General features: G+C 57.9%; 15 protein-coding genes. 3 read left to right on the top strand and 12 right to left on the bottom strand.

Annotated elements, in window-relative coordinates:
• Window position 1: 1 nt before the first annotated feature.
• The 7 genes from AC2FFH_RS16775 to AC2FFH_RS16745 form a co-directional block, all read right to left on the bottom strand.
• Window positions 2-988, bottom strand: a complete 987-nt coding sequence (locus AC2FFH_RS16775; RefSeq protein WP_058279216.1) for a branched-chain amino acid ABC transporter permease — start codon at window positions 986-988, stop codon at window positions 2-4.
• Window positions 989-1,017: 29 nt separating this feature from the next.
• Entirely contained in the window at window positions 1,018-1,836 is an 819-nt protein-coding gene (locus tag AC2FFH_RS16770) for an ABC transporter ATP-binding protein (RefSeq protein ID WP_496765909.1), read from the bottom strand.
• Window positions 1,837-1,914: 78 nt separating this feature from the next.
• On the bottom strand, window positions 1,915-3,858 hold the full coding sequence (locus tag AC2FFH_RS16765) for an AMP-binding protein (protein WP_496844906.1): 1,944 nt from the start codon (window positions 3,856-3,858) through the stop codon (window positions 1,915-1,917).
• Window positions 3,859-4,104: 246 nt separating this feature from the next.
• Window positions 4,105-4,398 carry a hypothetical protein gene (locus AC2FFH_RS16760; RefSeq protein ID WP_496765911.1) on the bottom strand — a complete coding sequence of 98 codons (294 nt, stop codon included), beginning with the start codon at window positions 4,396-4,398 and terminating at the stop codon, window positions 4,105-4,107.
• A 34-nt stretch (window positions 4,399-4,432) separates the two neighbouring features.
• Window positions 4,433-4,831, bottom strand: coding sequence for an 8-oxo-dGTP diphosphatase MutT (gene mutT, locus AC2FFH_RS16755; RefSeq protein ID WP_496765915.1), 399 nt, complete (start codon window positions 4,829-4,831; stop codon window positions 4,433-4,435).
• Window positions 4,828-6,054 (bottom strand): bifunctional glutamate N-acetyltransferase/amino-acid acetyltransferase ArgJ, encoded by a 1,227-nt coding sequence (gene argJ / locus AC2FFH_RS16750; RefSeq protein WP_496844863.1) that lies wholly within the window; start codon window positions 6,052-6,054, stop codon window positions 4,828-4,830. The genes mutT and argJ overlap by 4 nt, the downstream gene beginning before the upstream one ends.
• A 5-nt stretch (window positions 6,055-6,059) precedes the next feature.
• Window positions 6,060-6,908, bottom strand: coding sequence for a peptidylprolyl isomerase (locus AC2FFH_RS16745; protein WP_496844862.1), 849 nt, complete (start codon window positions 6,906-6,908; stop codon window positions 6,060-6,062).
• Window positions 6,909-7,084: 176 nt separating this feature from the next.
• Between AC2FFH_RS16745 and secA the strand changes: the two genes are divergently transcribed.
• The 3 genes from secA (at window position 7,085) to AC2FFH_RS16730 (ending at window position 12,410) form a co-directional block, all read left to right on the top strand.
• Complete coding sequence (gene secA, locus AC2FFH_RS16740; RefSeq protein WP_496844861.1) at window positions 7,085-9,802, top strand: preprotein translocase subunit SecA; 2,718 nt, start codon at window positions 7,085-7,087, stop codon at window positions 9,800-9,802.
• Window positions 9,803-9,902: 100 nt separating this feature from the next.
• Window positions 9,903-10,829 carry a hypothetical protein gene (locus AC2FFH_RS16735; protein ID WP_496844859.1) on the top strand — a complete coding sequence of 309 codons (927 nt, stop codon included), beginning with the start codon at window positions 9,903-9,905 and terminating at the stop codon, window positions 10,827-10,829.
• Between the two features lie 24 nt (window positions 10,830-10,853).
• Window positions 10,854-12,410, top strand: a complete 1,557-nt coding sequence (locus AC2FFH_RS16730; protein WP_496765922.1) for a phosphate ABC transporter substrate-binding/OmpA family protein — start codon at window positions 10,854-10,856, stop codon at window positions 12,408-12,410.
• Window positions 12,411-12,413: 3 nt separating this feature from the next.
• On the opposite strand, the gene radC is transcribed toward AC2FFH_RS16730, so the two are convergent.
• The 5 genes from radC to AC2FFH_RS16705 are packed head-to-tail and all read right to left on the bottom strand — an operon-like array spanning window position 12,414 to window position 16,267.
• A complete protein-coding gene (gene radC, locus AC2FFH_RS16725) occupies window positions 12,414-13,169 on the bottom strand; it encodes a RadC family protein (RefSeq protein ID WP_282119755.1) in 756 nt (251 codons plus the stop codon).
• A 35-nt stretch (window positions 13,170-13,204) separates the two neighbouring features.
• The gene (locus AC2FFH_RS16720; RefSeq protein ID WP_496844857.1) at window positions 13,205-13,939 is read right to left on the bottom strand and encodes an ABC transporter permease; all 735 of its coding nucleotides are present in this window, start codon (window positions 13,937-13,939) and stop codon (window positions 13,205-13,207) included.
• Window positions 13,936-14,664 (bottom strand): ABC transporter ATP-binding protein, encoded by a 729-nt coding sequence (locus tag AC2FFH_RS16715; RefSeq protein ID WP_496844856.1) that lies wholly within the window; start codon window positions 14,662-14,664, stop codon window positions 13,936-13,938. Before AC2FFH_RS16715 ends, AC2FFH_RS16720 begins: the two co-directional genes overlap by 4 nt.
• On the bottom strand, window positions 14,661-15,335 hold the full coding sequence (gene tenA, locus AC2FFH_RS16710) for a thiaminase II (protein ID WP_496844855.1): 675 nt from the start codon (window positions 15,333-15,335) through the stop codon (window positions 14,661-14,663). Before tenA ends, AC2FFH_RS16715 begins: the two co-directional genes overlap by 4 nt.
• The gene (locus AC2FFH_RS16705; protein WP_496844854.1) at window positions 15,332-16,267 is read right to left on the bottom strand and encodes an ABC transporter substrate-binding protein; all 936 of its coding nucleotides are present in this window, start codon (window positions 16,265-16,267) and stop codon (window positions 15,332-15,334) included. The genes tenA and AC2FFH_RS16705 overlap by 4 nt, the downstream gene beginning before the upstream one ends.
• Between the last annotated feature and the right edge of the window lie 15 nt (window positions 16,268-16,282).

The following is a 16,282-nucleotide window of genomic DNA, read 5'->3' as shown; positions in this document are numbered from 1 at the left end:
GCTAGACCCTCTCGATGATCTTCTCACCGAACAGACCTTGCGGCCGGAACACGAGGAAGATCAGCGCCAGTACGTACGCAAACCAGTTTTCGGTCGCTCCGCCGACCAGCGGGCCAATGGCAAACTCGAACAGTTTCTCGCCCACACCAATGATCAACCCGCCGACGATGGCACCGGGGATCGAGGTGAACCCGCCCAGCATCAGCACCGGCAGCGCCTTGAGCGCAATCAGTGACAGTGAGAACTGCACGCCCGACTTGGTACCCCACATGATGCCTGCAACCAGCGCGACAAAACCCGCAACCGACCACACCATGATCCAGATGAAGTTCAGCGAGATGCCGACCGACAGAGCCGCCTGGTGGTCATCCGCCACGGCGCGCATCGCCCGGCCCTGCTTGGTGTATTGGCTGAACGCGACCAGTGCGGTCACCAGCAGCGCGGCTATCACCGTCGCCACAAGGTCCAGATTGTCGATAAAGAAGCCGTAGCCAAAGATGTTGAACGTGGTCTCATCGATCCACAAGTTGATACCCTGCGGCAGGCCGACATCCAATGTCTTGATCTCGGATCCCCACATCAGGTCAGCCACGCCCTCAAGGAAATAGGCCAGACCGATGGTCGCCATGAACAGGATGATCGGCTCTTGACCGACCAAATGCCGCATCACAAAGCGCTGTACCGCCCAGGCCAGCAGAACCATGACACCCATCGTCAGGATAATCGCCACAAACGCTGGCACATTCCATCCGAACTTGTGGATATGAGTCCCGAAAGTAGCGTTGATCAGGTGGGCAAACGGGACCTGCCCGTTCATGATCCCCACAAGCGTCATGGCGGCAAACAGGGCCATAACCCCTTGGGCGTAGTTGAAGATTCCGGACGCTTTGTAGATCAATACAAAGCCCAGCGCGACCAGAGCGTACAGCACACCGGCCATAAGACCGTTGAGGAAAACCTCCATCGCGAAAATCAGCTGATCAGGCATGTGTGCCCCCTCTCATGTCTGTCAGTTGCTCAGTCATGACTTACCCCCAGATAGGCGTCGATGACTTCCTGATTGCTGCGCACCTCATCCGGGGTGCCGTCGCCGATCTTCTTGCCGTAATCCATCACGACCACCCGATCGCTCAGGTCCATCACAACACCCATGTCATGCTCGATTAGCGCGATGGTGGTGCCAAACTCGTCATTCACGTCGAGGATAAAGCGGCTCATGTCCTCTTTCTCTTCAACGTTCATGCCGGCCATAGGTTCATCCAGCAGCAACAGTTTGGGTTCCGCCGCCAGCGCACGGGCCAGTTCGACCCGCTTTTTCAGACCGTATGGCAGACGGGATACCGGAGTTTTACGGATGTGCTGAATTTCGAGAAAGTCGATGATTTTCTCGACCGCTTCGCGGTTTTCAACCTCTTCCGCCTCAGCCTTGCCCTTCCACAGGGCCTGCTGAAAGAGGTTGGTTTTCATATAGTTCAGCCGCCCGGTCATGACGTTGTCCAGCACGCTCATGCCTTCGAAAAGGGCAATGTTCTGGAACGTCCGGGCAATACCTTGCCGCGCAACTTCATAAGGGCGCATCTGCGGACGCTTGGCCCCATGGAACCAGACCTCGCCCTCCTGCGGGATATAGAACCCTGAAATCACGTTCAGCATCGAGGATTTACCGGCGCCGTTCGGACCGATGATGGCGCGGATCTCGCCTTCACGAATGTCGAATGAGATATCCTTGATCGCCACCACACCGCCAAAACGCAGGGTGATGTTCTTCATCTCCATCACCACGCCGCCGATCTTGCGGCCATCTTCGGTGACATATCCTTCGGAGTTATCCAGCATCAGTCACTCCCTGACTTGCGGAAAAACGGGACGGCGGGCGGGGCGATGACAGCAGGTCGAGCGGCGCATGACCGGCCCTCATTCCGCCGCCACCTTGTGCTGCGCAACCGGTACGACCGGCGCATCCACGATTTCAAGCGTGGCACTGATCGACCCCTTGCGGCCGTCTTCATAGGTCACTTCGGTCGTGGTTGAGACCTGCTTGGACCCGTCATAAAGCGCATCGATGATGTCACTGAACTTGTCCTCGACAAATCCGCGGCGCACCTTCCGCGTACGGGTCATCTCACCGTCATCCGCGTCCAGTTCTTTGTGCAGAACCACAAAGCGATGCACCTGACAGCCCGACAACATCTCATCAGCGGCTACAGACTTGTTCACCTCTTCGACATGGCTACGAATCGTCTCTAACACACGGGGATTTGCAGTCAGTTCCTGATAAGACGCATAGGCTACGTTGTTGCGTTCCGCCCAGTTGCCCACTGCTGTGAGGTCAATATTGATAAAGGCCACGCAGCGGTCTTTGCCGTTTCCGAACAAAACAACCTCAAGGATGTCGGGATAGAATTTCAACTTGTTCTCGACGTATTTCGGCGCAAACATCGACCCGTCGGCCATCTTGCCAACGTCCTTGGCGCGGTCAATTATCCGCAAATGTCCTGAGTTTTCTTCGATGAAACCGGCATCGCCAGTGGCAACCCATCCCTCGGCGTCCTTGGTCGAGGCCGTGGAATCCGGGTTGTTATAGTACTCGACAAACACACCGGGCGAGCGGTAGTGGATTTCGCCCTTGTCGTCGATCTTCAGCTCAACGTCCGGGGCGGGCACACCAACGGTATCGGCGCGCACCTCTCCATCGGGTTGAACCGTGATAAATACGGTCGCTTCGGTCTGACCATAAAGCTGTTTCAGGTTGATGCCCAAAGAGCGGTAGAAATCAAAAATCTCCGGACCGATTGCTTCACCCGCAGTATAACCTACGCGAAAGCGGCCATAACCCAGTGTATCCTTGAGTGGCCCGTAAACCAGCAGGTTGCCCAGCGCGTATTTCACGCGGTCGCCGAACCCAACCGGCTTACCGTCCAGCAGCAGCCCGCCAACTTTCTTGGCATGCGCCATGAAGTGATGAAACATACGCTGCTTCAGCTTGCCAGCGTCCTCCATCCGGATCATCACATTGGTCAGCTGAGTTTCAAACACTCGTGGTGGGGCGAAGAAATAAGTCGGCCCGATCTCGCGCAGGTCCGTCATCATCGTGTCGGCGCTTTCAGGGCAGTTCACGCAGAAGCCGCACCAATAGGCCTGACCGATGGAAAAGATGAAATCGCCTACCCAAGCCATCGGCAGGTAAGACAGGATGTCTTCGTTCCGGTTCAAATGATCGAACTCGGCGGAATTCTTGGCGCTTTCGATCACATTCCGGTTCGACAGCACCACGCCCTTGGGTTTACCCGTGGTGCCCGACGTATACAGCATGACGCAGGTGCCGTCGTAATCGATCTCGGCAATCCGACGATCCAGTTCCGCATCAAAACGCGCGTGACCGGCACTGCCTTCGGCCATCAGATCGTCCAATGCGTTCATCTGGCTGTGATCGTATTTCCGCATCCCCCGTTTGTCGGTGTAGAGGATGTGTTTGACCTGATGCAGGTTCTCCTGAATCTCGATGACCTTGTCGACCTGCTCCTGATCACCGCAGACGACGTATTTTGCGCCGCAATGATCCAGCACATAGGCCATCTCCTCAGCGACTGCATCCTGATACAGCGGAACTGGCACAGCACCCACCATCTGAGCCGCAACCATCGACCAGTAATGCGCCGGACGATTGCGCCCGATCACTGCGATGTGGTCGCCTTTTTCAACGCCAAGTTCCAGAAAGCCCAGGGCAATCGAACGGATTTCCCTGGCCGTTTCGGCCCAGGTCCAGCATTGCCAGATTCCGAATTCCTTTTCCCGGTAGGCCGGGGCGTCCCCGAACTGGGTCGCATTGCGGTGTAGCAGCGCCGGAAGAGAGTGCATCCCTTCAGCGCCCGACTGCGTCTGAGCCAATCTCTTTCTCCTCCCCATCCGACCCCTCCTCCGGGCCGGAAACGACGGACCAGGGATCAACCCCGGACGCCAACGCCCCAATAAGGGACGCAGGAAAGATCAGCGTCAACTTTTTCCTGATGTTTTCTCAATTCTTACGAATTGTAACAGTGGTAGTACAGAAATCGGACCGCCTGACAGACGTAAGTCAAAAGAGCTTCTTGGCTGGAGAATTTTTCAAGTGGGGATAAACTCAAGATACCCGAGCTTATCCGCAACCAATAAGTACCCAAAAAATAGCGCATTTGCGACCATCCAGTGGAACAGAGCTTTGAGCCGCCGCTTTTCTTTGGGGAACCACTCAAATTTCCTAAGCCAACCAATACCCACGTCCATGACCATTAGAACAAACATAAAGTGTCTAAAGAACAAATAGATAAACAGTACAAACAGCAAGATAACTGCAATAGTGTTTGCAGGGGCGATTTCCCATTCACTGCTTCCAACAGAGGTCGTTATCGTACTTTCCATTAAAGTCTCTTTTTCAAGACGGAAAATCAGCAAGTTACAACCAATCCCGCAAAATCGGAATCAAAGGCACATCCGCCGCAGGCATCGGATAGTTCCGCAACTCATTCGCACGCACCCATTTCAACGCCTGACCTTCTTTCGACTGCGGAATACCTTCCCACTTGCGACAAGCAAACAACGGCATCAGCAGGTGAAAATCGTCATAGCTGTGGCTGGCAAAGGTCAGCGGGGCGAGGCATGAGGCCCAGGTGTCGATGCCCAGTTCCTCGTGCAATTCGCGGATCAGGGCAGCCTCGGGGGTTTCGCCGGGTTCGATTTTGCCACCGGGGAACTCCCAGAGACCGGCCATGGATTTGCCCTCGGGTCGTTGGGCCAGTAGCACCCGGCCCTCAATGTCGATCAGGGCGACAGCAGACACCAGTAAGGTCTTCACGAGCGATAATCCGCGTTGATCTCGATATAGCCGTGGGTCAGATCGCAGGTCCAAACGGTGGATTTGCCTTCGCCCAGCCCAAGATCGACCGCAATCACAAGGTCTTGACCTTTCATATAGGCGGCGGCGTCATCCTCACGGTAATCCGGGCTGACCCAGCCCTTTTCGGCAACCAGAATATCGCCGAAGGAAATGCTCAGCAGGTCGCGGTCAGCGGCGGCACCGGATTTACCGATAGCCATGACGATCCGGCCCCAGTTCGGGTCTTCACCAGCAATAGCCGTTTTAACCAGCGGTGAGTTGGCAATCGCCAGCCCATGCACCTTGGCGTCCGTATCCGACGCGGCACCGGTTACACGAATTTCCACAAATTTCGTAGCACCTTCACCGTCGCGCACCACCTGTTGCGCCAAGTCAAGCATCACGCCTTCCAGTGCCTCGGCAAACGCCGCATCGCCGGTTGCGTCCACACCCGAGGCCCCGGTTGCACAGAGCAACAGGCTGTCCGAGGTCGAGGTGTCACTGTCCACGGTGATGCAGTTGAATGTCCGGTCGGTCTGCGCGCCCAGCATGGCCTGCAAGGCGGGCTGTTCGACCTGTGCATCGGTAAAGATGTAGACCAGCATCGTCGCCATATCCGGCGCGATCATGCCTGACCCCTTGGCAATCCCTGCAATAGAGACTGTTTTTCCGTCAATCTCGACCTGCACACTGGCCCCTTTGGGGAACGTATCCGTGGTCATGATCGCCCGCGCCGCATCCTCGATGGCATGACGGCTGAGGCCCATCTTCAACGCCTCAAGCTGTGCTACGATGCGGTCATGGGGCAGCGGCTCACCAATCACGCCGGTTGATGAGGTAAAGACCCGCTCTACCGCGACACCGGTGGCTTTGGAGACGGCCTGCGTCACCTCGGCCACCGAGGTTTGGCCATAGTGACCGGTAAAGGCATTGGCATTGCCCGAGTTCACTAATATCGCCGCAGGCCCATCGCTAGCCCCGCCGATCTTGTCCTGACAGTCCAGCACGGGGGCTGCGCGTGTGGCGGACCGGGTAAACACCCCAGCCACAGATGTGCCCGGATCCAGAACCGCCAACATCACGTCGGTACGGCCCTGATAACGCACGCCAGCCTCGACGGTGGCAAAACGCACACCGTCAATCGCAGGCAATTCGGGGAAGGCCGCTGGAGCCAGCGGCGAAACCTTGGTGATCGCGGCCACTGGGGTTACTCCTGAATCAGGTCGATCTGACGGATGACCTCGGGGCCAACACCGTCCAAAGCAGGGCGTTCGATCTGCGACTGCTGCGTCAGCTCGTCGATTTTGGCTTGAATCGCGTCCTGCTGAAGGGACTGTGCCAGCTGTTCACGGACGGCATCAAGTTCCGGCGCTTCGGATTTTCGCGTGTCGTTGAGAATGATCAGGTGCCAGCCGAACTGTGTTTGCACCGGATCCGAAATCTGACCCTTTTCCAACGCAACAACGGCGTTTTCGAATTCCGGCACCATCTGGCCCTTGCCAAACCATCCCAATGACCCGCCATTCGGACCCGATGGGCCGGTCGACTTTTCCTTGGCCGTTTCGGCAAAATCGCCGCCGTCATCCAGCAGAGTTTTAATTTCCTTGGCTTCTTCTTCGGTGGCTACAAGAATATGGCTGGCGTCGAACTCATCTTCGCCTTCGAAGTTGCCAAATTCCGCATCATAGGCTGCCTGAATTGACTCTTCGGTCACGACATCGCCCAGCAACGCATTTACTGTCTGCACCGCCCGCATGGAACGGCCTTCGTTTTCCAATCCCAACTGGTTCAGCCGGTTCAGATCGTCCTGCTGCTGCGCCAGCAATTGCTGCTGGATCAATTGCTCGATTACGAATTCGTACAGAACATCATCTTCGACCTCGGCGTAATTCGGCGGCAGGGCTGCAACGGATGCGATAACGTGACCCAATGTGATTTCATCCCCGTTCACATTGGCGACAACCGTATCCGCGTCCGGCTTGGTTTCGGCGGCAAGCGGCATCGCCATCACGGCAGCCAGAGCCAGCGATGGCAGAAAAGTGAGGCCTTTGGGCATGGAATCATCCTATTTCTTTGCCGCGACGGGGCGTGGCGTTGACACTCTGGGACCTGCCGCTTACATCGCTTTGAAGCCTTGGACAGGGCCGCCTTTCATCCCCCGTATCTATGGGTTGCAAGCAAGGTGGGCAAGCCTGTCGCAACCAAGACAAGAACAGATCCGCTGGAGTGAACATGCTGGGACTCGGAACGCTCGCCAAAAAGGTGTTCGGAACACCGAACGACCGCAAGATCAAGGCGACCCGTCCGCTGGTCGAAAAGATCAATGCGCTGGAACCTGAGTTCGAAAAGCTGTCCGATGAGGGCCTGATCGAAAAGACCGCCGAACTGCGCAAACGCGCACTTGATGGTGAGGCGCTGGACGACTTGCTGCCAGAAGCCTTTGCCAACGTTCGCGAAGGTGCCAGACGCGCGCTGGGTCTGCGCGCCTTTGACGTACAGCTGATGGGCGGCGCGTTCCTGCATCAGGGCAATATCTCGGAAATGAAGACGGGTGAGGGCAAGACGCTGGTTGCCACCTTCCCCGCCTACCTGAACGCATTGACCGGCAAGGGCGTGCACGTGGTTACGGTAAACGAATACCTGGCCAAGCGTGACGCCGAGTGGATGGGCAAAGTCTTTGGTGCCCTTGGCATGACCACCGGCGTAATCTGGTCGGGTCAGCCGGATGCCGACAAAAAAGCCGCGTACGCCTGTGACGTCACCTATGCCACCAACAACGAGTTGGGTTTTGACTATCTGCGCGATAACATGAAGGCGGAGCTGGATCAGATTTACCAAAAGTACCACAATTTCGCGATTGTGGACGAGGTCGACTCGATCCTGATCGACGAAGCGCGGACGCCATTGATCATCTCGGGCCCGTCCGAGGACCGCTCGGACCTGTATACCAGCATCGACGCCCTGATCCCCTCGCTAAGCGATGATCACTTTACGTTGGATGAAAAGTCCCGGAACGTGACCTTCACCGATGAGGGCAACGAGTTCCTGGAACAACAGCTGATTGCCAACGGTCTGATCCCCGAAGGCCATTCTCTGTATGACCCCGAAAGCACCACGGTGGTACACCACGTCAACCAGGGTCTGCGCGCACACAAGCTGTTTACACGTGACAAAGACTACATCGTCCGTGACGGAAACGTCGTTCTGATTGACGAGTTTACAGGCCGGATGATGCCAGGTCGCCGTCTGTCCGAAGGTCTGCATCAGGCCATCGAAGCCAAGGAAGGCGTCCAAATTCAGCCTGAAAACGTGACGCTGGCCAGTGTGACCTTCCAGAACTACTTCCGTCTGTATGACAAGCTGGGTGGCATGACCGGCACCGCGCTGACCGAAGCCGAAGAATTCGCCGAAATCTACGGTCTGGGCGTGGTCGAGGTTCCGACCAACAGGCCGATTGCCCGTCTTGACGAAGACGATCAGGTCTATCGCACCGCCGGTGAGAAATACGGCGCGATGATTGACGAGACCAAGGAAGCGCAGGAAAAGGGCCAGCCGGTTCTTTTGGGCACAACCTCGATCGAGAAATCCGAACTGCTAAGCCAGCTGCTGCAAAAGGAAGGCATCGAACATAACGTTCTGAACGCCCGCCAGCACGAGCAAGAGGCACAAATCGTGGCCGATGCTGGCCGATATGGTGCGGTGACCATTGCCACCAACATGGCTGGCCGCGGCACCGACATTCAGCTGGGCGGCAATGTCGAGATGAATGTGCTCCAGGCGCTGGCCGAAAACCCCGAGGCCGATCCTGCCGAGTTGCGCGCCAAGGAAGAGGCCCGCCACGCCGAGGAAAAGGAAAAGGTTCTGGCGGCCGGTGGTCTTTACGTCATGGCATCCGAACGTCACGAAAGCCGTCGGATCGACAACCAGCTGCGCGGTCGTTCGGGCCGTCAGGGTGACCCGGGCCGCACCGTGTTCTACCTGAGCCTCGAAGACGACCTGATGCGCATCTTTGGCTCGGAACGGCTCGACAAGGTTCTGACTACGCTGGGCATGAAAGAGGGCGAGGCAATTGTTCATCCTTGGGTGAACAAGTCGCTGGAACGCGCACAGTCCAAGGTCGAAGGCCGAAACTTTGACATGCGCAAGAACGTTCTGAAATTCGACGACGTGATGAATGATCAGCGTAAAGTGGTGTTCAGCCAGCGGCGCGAAATCATGTCGACCGATGACCTGTCCGAGATCGTCTCGGACATGCGCGAACAGGTGATTGACGATTTGATCGACGAATACATGCCGCCAAAAACCTATGCCGATCAGTGGGATACCGATGGCCTGCACGCGGCAATCAAGGAAAAGCTGACCATCGACGCGCCTGTACAGGACTGGGCCGCCGAGGAAGGCGTCGATGATGAACAGGTGCGCGAGCGTCTGGTCAATGCTGCCGATGAGATGATGGCGCAAAAGGCGGCAGCCTTCGGTCCCGAAAATATGCGCAACATCGAAAAGCAGGTTCTGCTGCAGACGATCGACAGCAAATGGCGCGAGCACTTGCTGACGCTGGAACATCTGCGCTCGGTCGTTGGATTCCGCGGTTACGCCCAGCGCGACCCGCTGAATGAATACAAGAACGAAAGCTTCCAGCTGTTCGAAGGGATGCTGGACAGTCTGCGCGAAACAGTGACTCAGCAATTGTCGCGCGTCCGTCCGCTGACCGAAGAGGAACAGCGCGAAATGCTGGCCCAGATGCAAGCTCAGCAAGCTCAGGCACAACGGGCGGTGGATCAAGCCACCGACAAGGCGGAAGCACTGGCCGAAGCCCAGGCTTCAGGCGATGCGCGCCCTGGCTTTGTCGAAGACGATCCCTCGACTTGGGGGAACCCGTCGCGCAACGATCTCTGCCCTTGTGGATCTGGCAAGAAATTCAAACACTGCCACGGCCGGCTGACCTAACGTCACCTTGATCAAAACACATTGAGTCCGTTTCACGGCCACATATTGGCCGTGATTCAACTTCAGGATGCGACTCGCTCCTTCAACTGGGGAGGGTGTTTTGTTTGTAATAAAGAATTACGTGACCACTGGCGGCACCTTCGCTTGTGCCTTAGCCATTGGTTACCTGATGCAAAATGGATCGCCAGCGCAATCGGATGGCGCGCAGGCTCCTGTAACTGTGGCTGCCGCCAATCAGTCCTCGGTGATTGCCGGGCTGGAAGGAATTGTTCTGACCTCCTCGCTTCCGGCCGCTGATGCAACCACCGACATCAAGGCATCGCGGCGCGCCCTGCAACCCACTCGATCGACCCCCTCTGATCAGGAAAACTGCACTCTCAATGCCCGTGCCAAAGCCGTTCCCGGCGCTGCGGCGCGCCTGACCGTCAAAGCCCCCTGCCACGGCAATGAACGGATCGAAATCCACCACAGCGGACTAACAGTTACCCAACGAACGGACAAAAACGGCGCTTTGGATCTGACGATCCCGGCCCTGTCGGAATATGCGATCTTTCTGATCTCGGTAGATGATCAGACCGGGACCGTAGCCACCACTCACATCCCCGACCTGGCCAACTACAACCGCATCGCACTGCAATGGCAGGGTGAGACAGATCTGCAGATCCATGCGCTGGAATTTGGGGCCAGCTATGGCGCAACTGGACATGTATCGTCGGACCCTGACGCGAAAGGTGCGGGCAAAGTCATGCATTTAGGCCAACAGGCGTTCGGTGACGCGCAGAATATCGAAATCTATTCCTTCCCTGCAGGCGAAACCAGCCAGACCGGTTCGATCGAACTGACGGTCGAGGCCGAAGTGACCGAGGCAAATTGCGGCCGGGATTTGGCCGTGCAATCGCTCGAGTTGCGTGGCGATCGCCGCCTGCGGTCGCGCGATTTGACGCTGCCCATGCCGGATTGCGCACAAGCCGGTGATTTTCTGGTGTTGAATAATCTGCTCCAAGACCTGACAATCGCGGCAAATTAAACCGCAGGCAGGCTCGACTTTCTTATGACATTTTTTCGTGTGGCAGTGGCCACACTGATTTCGGTGACTCTGGCGCCATATGTGCACGCACAGGATATCACGCTGACCTCGCAAGACGGCAAGGTCGAGGTCACAGGCAACCTGATGAGCTTTGATGGCGAGTTCTATCGCGTGGATACGCAGTTCGGTGAGCTGACCGTGGATGGGTCGGGTGTTACCTGCGAAGGACCCGCCTGCCCCAGCCTTACGGATTTCGTGGCCGAGGTTCGGTTCTCTGGTTCCTCCGTCATGGCGGAAAAGGTACTGCCGGCCCTGATCGTTGGATTCGCCCAGCAAGAGGGGATGTCGGCGACGCCGCAGCGTTTGGATTCCGGCGCATTCACCTATGAGCTTCACCAGACCGGGCGCAATGCCCCTTTGGGGCGGTTCTATTTCGCCCCTAACAACACAGGTGGCGGCTTTGCGGATCTGATCGCCGATGAGACCGATATCGTCATGGCATTGCGTGAAATTCGCCCATCGGAACAGGAGGCTGCGCAGACCGCTGGTCTGGGTGATCTGGCAGATGCAAGGCGATCCCGGGTCATCGCGCTGGACGCGCTGGTCCCAATTGTGGCCCGGGAAAACCCGGCGCGGCAAATTTCGCCAGCAGAACTGGTGCGCGTGTTTTCCGGCGAGATCAAGAACTGGTCTGAGCTTGGAGGACCTGATGCGCCCGTTTCCCTGCACTTACCAGACGCCGGTTCCGGTTTGGCGCAAGGGGTTGAGGATCGGTTGCTGACCCCTGCTCAGCCAACGCTGGCCGAGGGAATTATACGTCACACCCGTAGCAGCGATCTGGTGCGCGCTGTCGCTGATGACCCCTTTGCCATCGGTATCGCCAGCCATGCCGAGGTCGGGCCTGCCCGGGGCCTGCCTTTGACCGGCGGTTGCGGTCACGCGCTGACCGCCACGCGGCAATCCATCAAGACCGAAGATTATCCGCTGACATCGCCGATGTTCTTGTATCTGCCGGAAATCCGCCTGCCCCGCATCGCGCGGCAATTCCTGGCCTATTCGCAAAGCGCCGAGGCACAGATGGCGATCCGCGATGCCGGATTTGTGGATCAAGAACCCGAAACCATGCGGATCGGGTTGCAAGGGGATCGTCTGGCCAACGCAGTGGTTTCAGGTGGTGCCGAGGTCGGGTTGGAAGAGTTACAGCACATGATCGACACGCTGCGCCCACAATCGCGCCTGTCTCTGTCGTTCCGGTTCGAGGCAGGTTCCTCCAGACCCGACGCGCAGTCACGTTCCAACATCCGGCAGTTGGCCCACGCCCTCGAAACCGGGACCATCGACGCTCGTAAACTGACCTTTGTGGGCTTTAGCGACGGCGAAGGCGCGGCCACAGCCAATGCAAGGATCGCATTGCTGCGGGCAAAGACCGTGCGCAACGCAGTGCTGTCGGCGGTAGAAACAGCCATTCCGGAGAGTGTCGAGATCGCCGTGGACGCATTTGGCGAAGCAATGCCCATGGCCTGTGATGACACGGACTGGGGCCGCAAAGTCAATCGCAGGGTCGAGGTCTGGGTTCAGTAACCCTTACAAATAGCCCTCGGACCGAAAGCTCAACTCATTCGATTTGCCAATAATCAGATGGTCATGCAGCGTCAGGCCCAGCGCGACGCAGGCATCCTGAATTCGGTTGGTCATATCGATATCCGATTGCGAAGGTGTCGGATCGCCCGATGGGTGATTGTGTACCAAGATTAGCGCCGAGGCATTCAGCTCCAGCGCGCGTTTGGCTACCTCACGCGGATAGACGGGAACGTGGTCGACAGTGCCTTTGGCCTGTTCTTCATCCGCGATAAGTACGTTCTTGCGGTCAAGGTAGAACACGCGAAACTGCTCAGTCTCGCGATGGGCCATCGTCGTATGGCAATAATCCAGCAGCGCGTCCCAGCCAGATACGACGTGCCGTTGCATGACCCGCGCGCGGGTCATCCGATGTGCACAAGCCTCAAGGATTTTCAGGTCGGTGATCACCGTATCGCCTACGCCTTTGATTTGCCGCAGCCGTTCTTCGGGTGCGGTCAGCACGCGGTTAAAGTCGCCAAACGTATCCATCAGCGCACGGGCCAGGGGTTTGACATCCTGCCGGGGGATTGAGCGGAACAGGGCAAGTTCCAACAATTCGTAATCCGGCATTGCCGCCGACCCACCAGACATGAACCGTTCGCGCAATCGTTTGCGGTGATCTTTGATATACGACGGCAAGCGACCAGACGGCAGCGGTTGCACCGGGGCTTCGTCGGTTTCAAACAGCATCGGGGCTTCGGCAAAGGCGTCCTGAGTCATTGGACCACCGTGCCGCAGAATCGGTTTCTGAATGGTTAACGCATCTCACCCGCAATGCCTGCAGTTGCCCGTCGGACAACCATGTGCAACAGGATCGAAAACACCCCCAACGTCAGCATCGCCGCAAACATCAAATCGGTTTTGGCCCGCCCATTGGCTAGCAGCATTAGGTACCCCAATCCTTGCGACGACCCGACCCATTCGCCGATCACCGCTCCGATCGGGGCATAGACGGCCGCCAGCCGCATGCCCGAAGCCAATGAGGGCAAAGCTGCGGGGATACGAATGTGCCACAACAAGGCGCGCCGGCTGGCCTGCATGGTCCGCGCCAGATCAAGAAATCCGGGCGGCGTGCGCATCAACCCGTCGAAAAAGGAAGAGGTGATCGGGAAATAGATGATCAGCACTGCCATCGCGACCTTGGACCACAGTCCATAGCCCAGCCAAAGCGTCAGCAACGGCGCCAGCGCGAAGACCGGCAACGCCTGCGTGAACACCAGCATCGGCTGCACCAGCACCCGCGCGGCGCGGGAATTCGCCAGTTGGAGCGCGGTAACGACCCCCAATACCGTCCCGCAGGCCAGGCCAATTATGACCTCAACGGCCGTGACCCATGTGTGTTCAGCAATGATCCAGCGGTTTTGCCACCAGGTCTCAGCCACCAAAGCGGGGCCCGGAAGGATGAATTTCGGAAGGCCGGTTGCCGAGACGATTGCCTGCCAGATTGCCAACGCGAACAGAGTGGCGGCAAGGCCCGACAGCAGTTTCATGCCGCCTCCTCCCGCAACAGCCGCAGTAGCGCGCCTTGCGTTTCCAGCGTTTCCAGATCGTCCACCTTGCGCGGGGCCGGTGCATGAGGGGGCTGGCAGGGCGTTATCCCATTCTGCGTCATGACCACGATGGATTGACCCAACCGCGCAGCCTCGCCCGGATCATGGGTGACCAGCAGAACAGTTCGGCCCTGTAACGCTTCGGCCGCAAGGTCCTGCATATCCGCGCGGGTGCGGGCGTCCAGGGCCGAGAACGGCTCGTCCAGTAGAACGATGGGCCGATCTTCCATCAACGTGCGGGCCAAGGCCACGCGTTGACGTTGCCCACCAGAGAGTTCGCCGGGCTTCTTTGCCATATGATCCTGCAGGCGCATCCGTTCGATCAGCAGATCACAGCGGCGCAAATCTGGCTTTTCTCCACGCAACCACGCACCCAGCAGGACGTTCTGCGCCACATTCGCCCAAGGCAACAACAGATCGTCCTGCGCCATGTAGGCTACCCGCTCCCGCACAGATTGCCCGTCACTGGCGGTAATCTGACCGGTGAACTCTGCGCCAGTGTCCAAGCCAGCAATCAGGCGCAGAATGGTGGTTTTGCCGACCCCCGATCCACCCAGCAGACACGTCCACCGCCCTGCTGCAAGCGTCAGGGTCAACGGCGCGAACAATAACGAGTCGCCAATCGCAGCCGAACCACGGACGGTCAGATCGGGGGCTGGGGTCATGGGGTCAGGCCCATTTGCCAGAAATTGACCTCTAACTCGGTCGCGGTACGGAAGGTGTGGCACAGACGAGTCCAACGCGGGGATGCTTCGAAATTCTCTCCAATACGCCTCGTTAGAGCCATATCCAACAATTCCCCAACCGCCACGCAGGCATCTTGGTAGTCATCGCTGGCATAGGTGGCGATCCAATCGCGATAGGTGTCAGACGTCGCCTCGGTCGCCAGTCTTGTGCCAATCTCACCATAGCCCATCACACAAGGTACCAAAGCCGCCAGCAGATCAAGTAGATCGCCGCTGTACCCAGCCTCTAGCACGAAACGCGTATATGCCAAGTTCCCGGCACGTTCCGGCGTGGCAAACAGCTGGTCCTGCGGGATGCCTTCGGCCTCGCAGATCCCGATATGCAGCTTCATCTCTTCGCTGATCAGCCCATTCACGGTGCGCGAGGCTGCCAACATTTCCGCATGTGTTTCCGATTTCACGACTGCCAGCGCCCAGGCGCGCGAGAAATGAATCAGGAACACATAATCTTGCCGCAAGTAATGCAGAAACGCCGCACGCGGCAGAGTTCCGTCCTTCATCCCTTCGACAAAAGCGTGGCAGGTGTAATCCTGCCACGGCCCCTGCGCCGCCTCACGCATCAGCGCAAATGCTTTGCCATAGTCGCTCATTGCACGGTCACATCTACTGAGATGTCGCTGACCGGATTGATGCTATCGATCATACCGCTGTCTTTGAGGAAGGCCTCGAAACGGGCATAGCGACCTGCATCAAAACCCGCCGGGCGCAGCGCGAAACGGGGCAGTGTATCCACCCAAGCGCGCGCGTTCAGTTCATCCTGCAGTTCGGGTGAGGTGGCGGCGAAGATTTCCCAGCTTTTTTCCGGGTTGTTGACGATGAACTGGGTCGCTTTTTCGGTCGCAGACAGGAAGCGGGCGACCTTGTCTGCATCCATCGTGTCGGGGTTGGCGACATAGATCAACTCATCATAAGACGGCACGCCTTCTTCCTCGATGTAGAAACAGCGGCCCGCGACGCCTTCGATATCCATCTGGTTCAGTTCAAAGTTCCGGAAGGCCCCGATCACCGCATCCACCTGCCCCGTCATCAGCGAGGGCGACAGCGAGAAGTTGACGTTGACCATCTCAATATCGTCCAGCGCGACATCATGGGCGTTCAGCATGGCGCCCAGCACCGCCTCTTCCACACCCGCGACCGAGAAGCCGATTTTTTTGCCCTTGAGGTCGGCGAGCGTTTTGATCGGACCGTCCTGTAGCACCAGCAGGCAGTTCAAGGGCGTCGCGACCAAGGTGCCGACGCGCTTCAGCGGCAGGCCTTCATGGATTTGCAGGTGAAGTTGCGGCTGGTAGGACACCGCCAGATCAGCTTGCCCGGCGGCAACCAGACGCGGAGGGGCCGATGGGTCGGCGGGTGGCACAATCTCAATCTCCAGCCCCTCGTCAGCAAAGTATCCATTCTCTTGCGCCACGATGATAGGCCCGTGGTCGGGGTTAACGAACCAGTCCAGCAGAACGGTCATCTTGTCTTCGGCCCAGGCCGGCGCGGCGGCCAGCAGGGCAATTGCTGTCATCAGCTTTTTCATATCTCGCGTATCCTT

It is taken from the genome of Ruegeria sp. YTSC003 (assembly GCF_059609785.1).
This window is presented reverse-complemented; position numbering and strand designations above follow the sequence as displayed.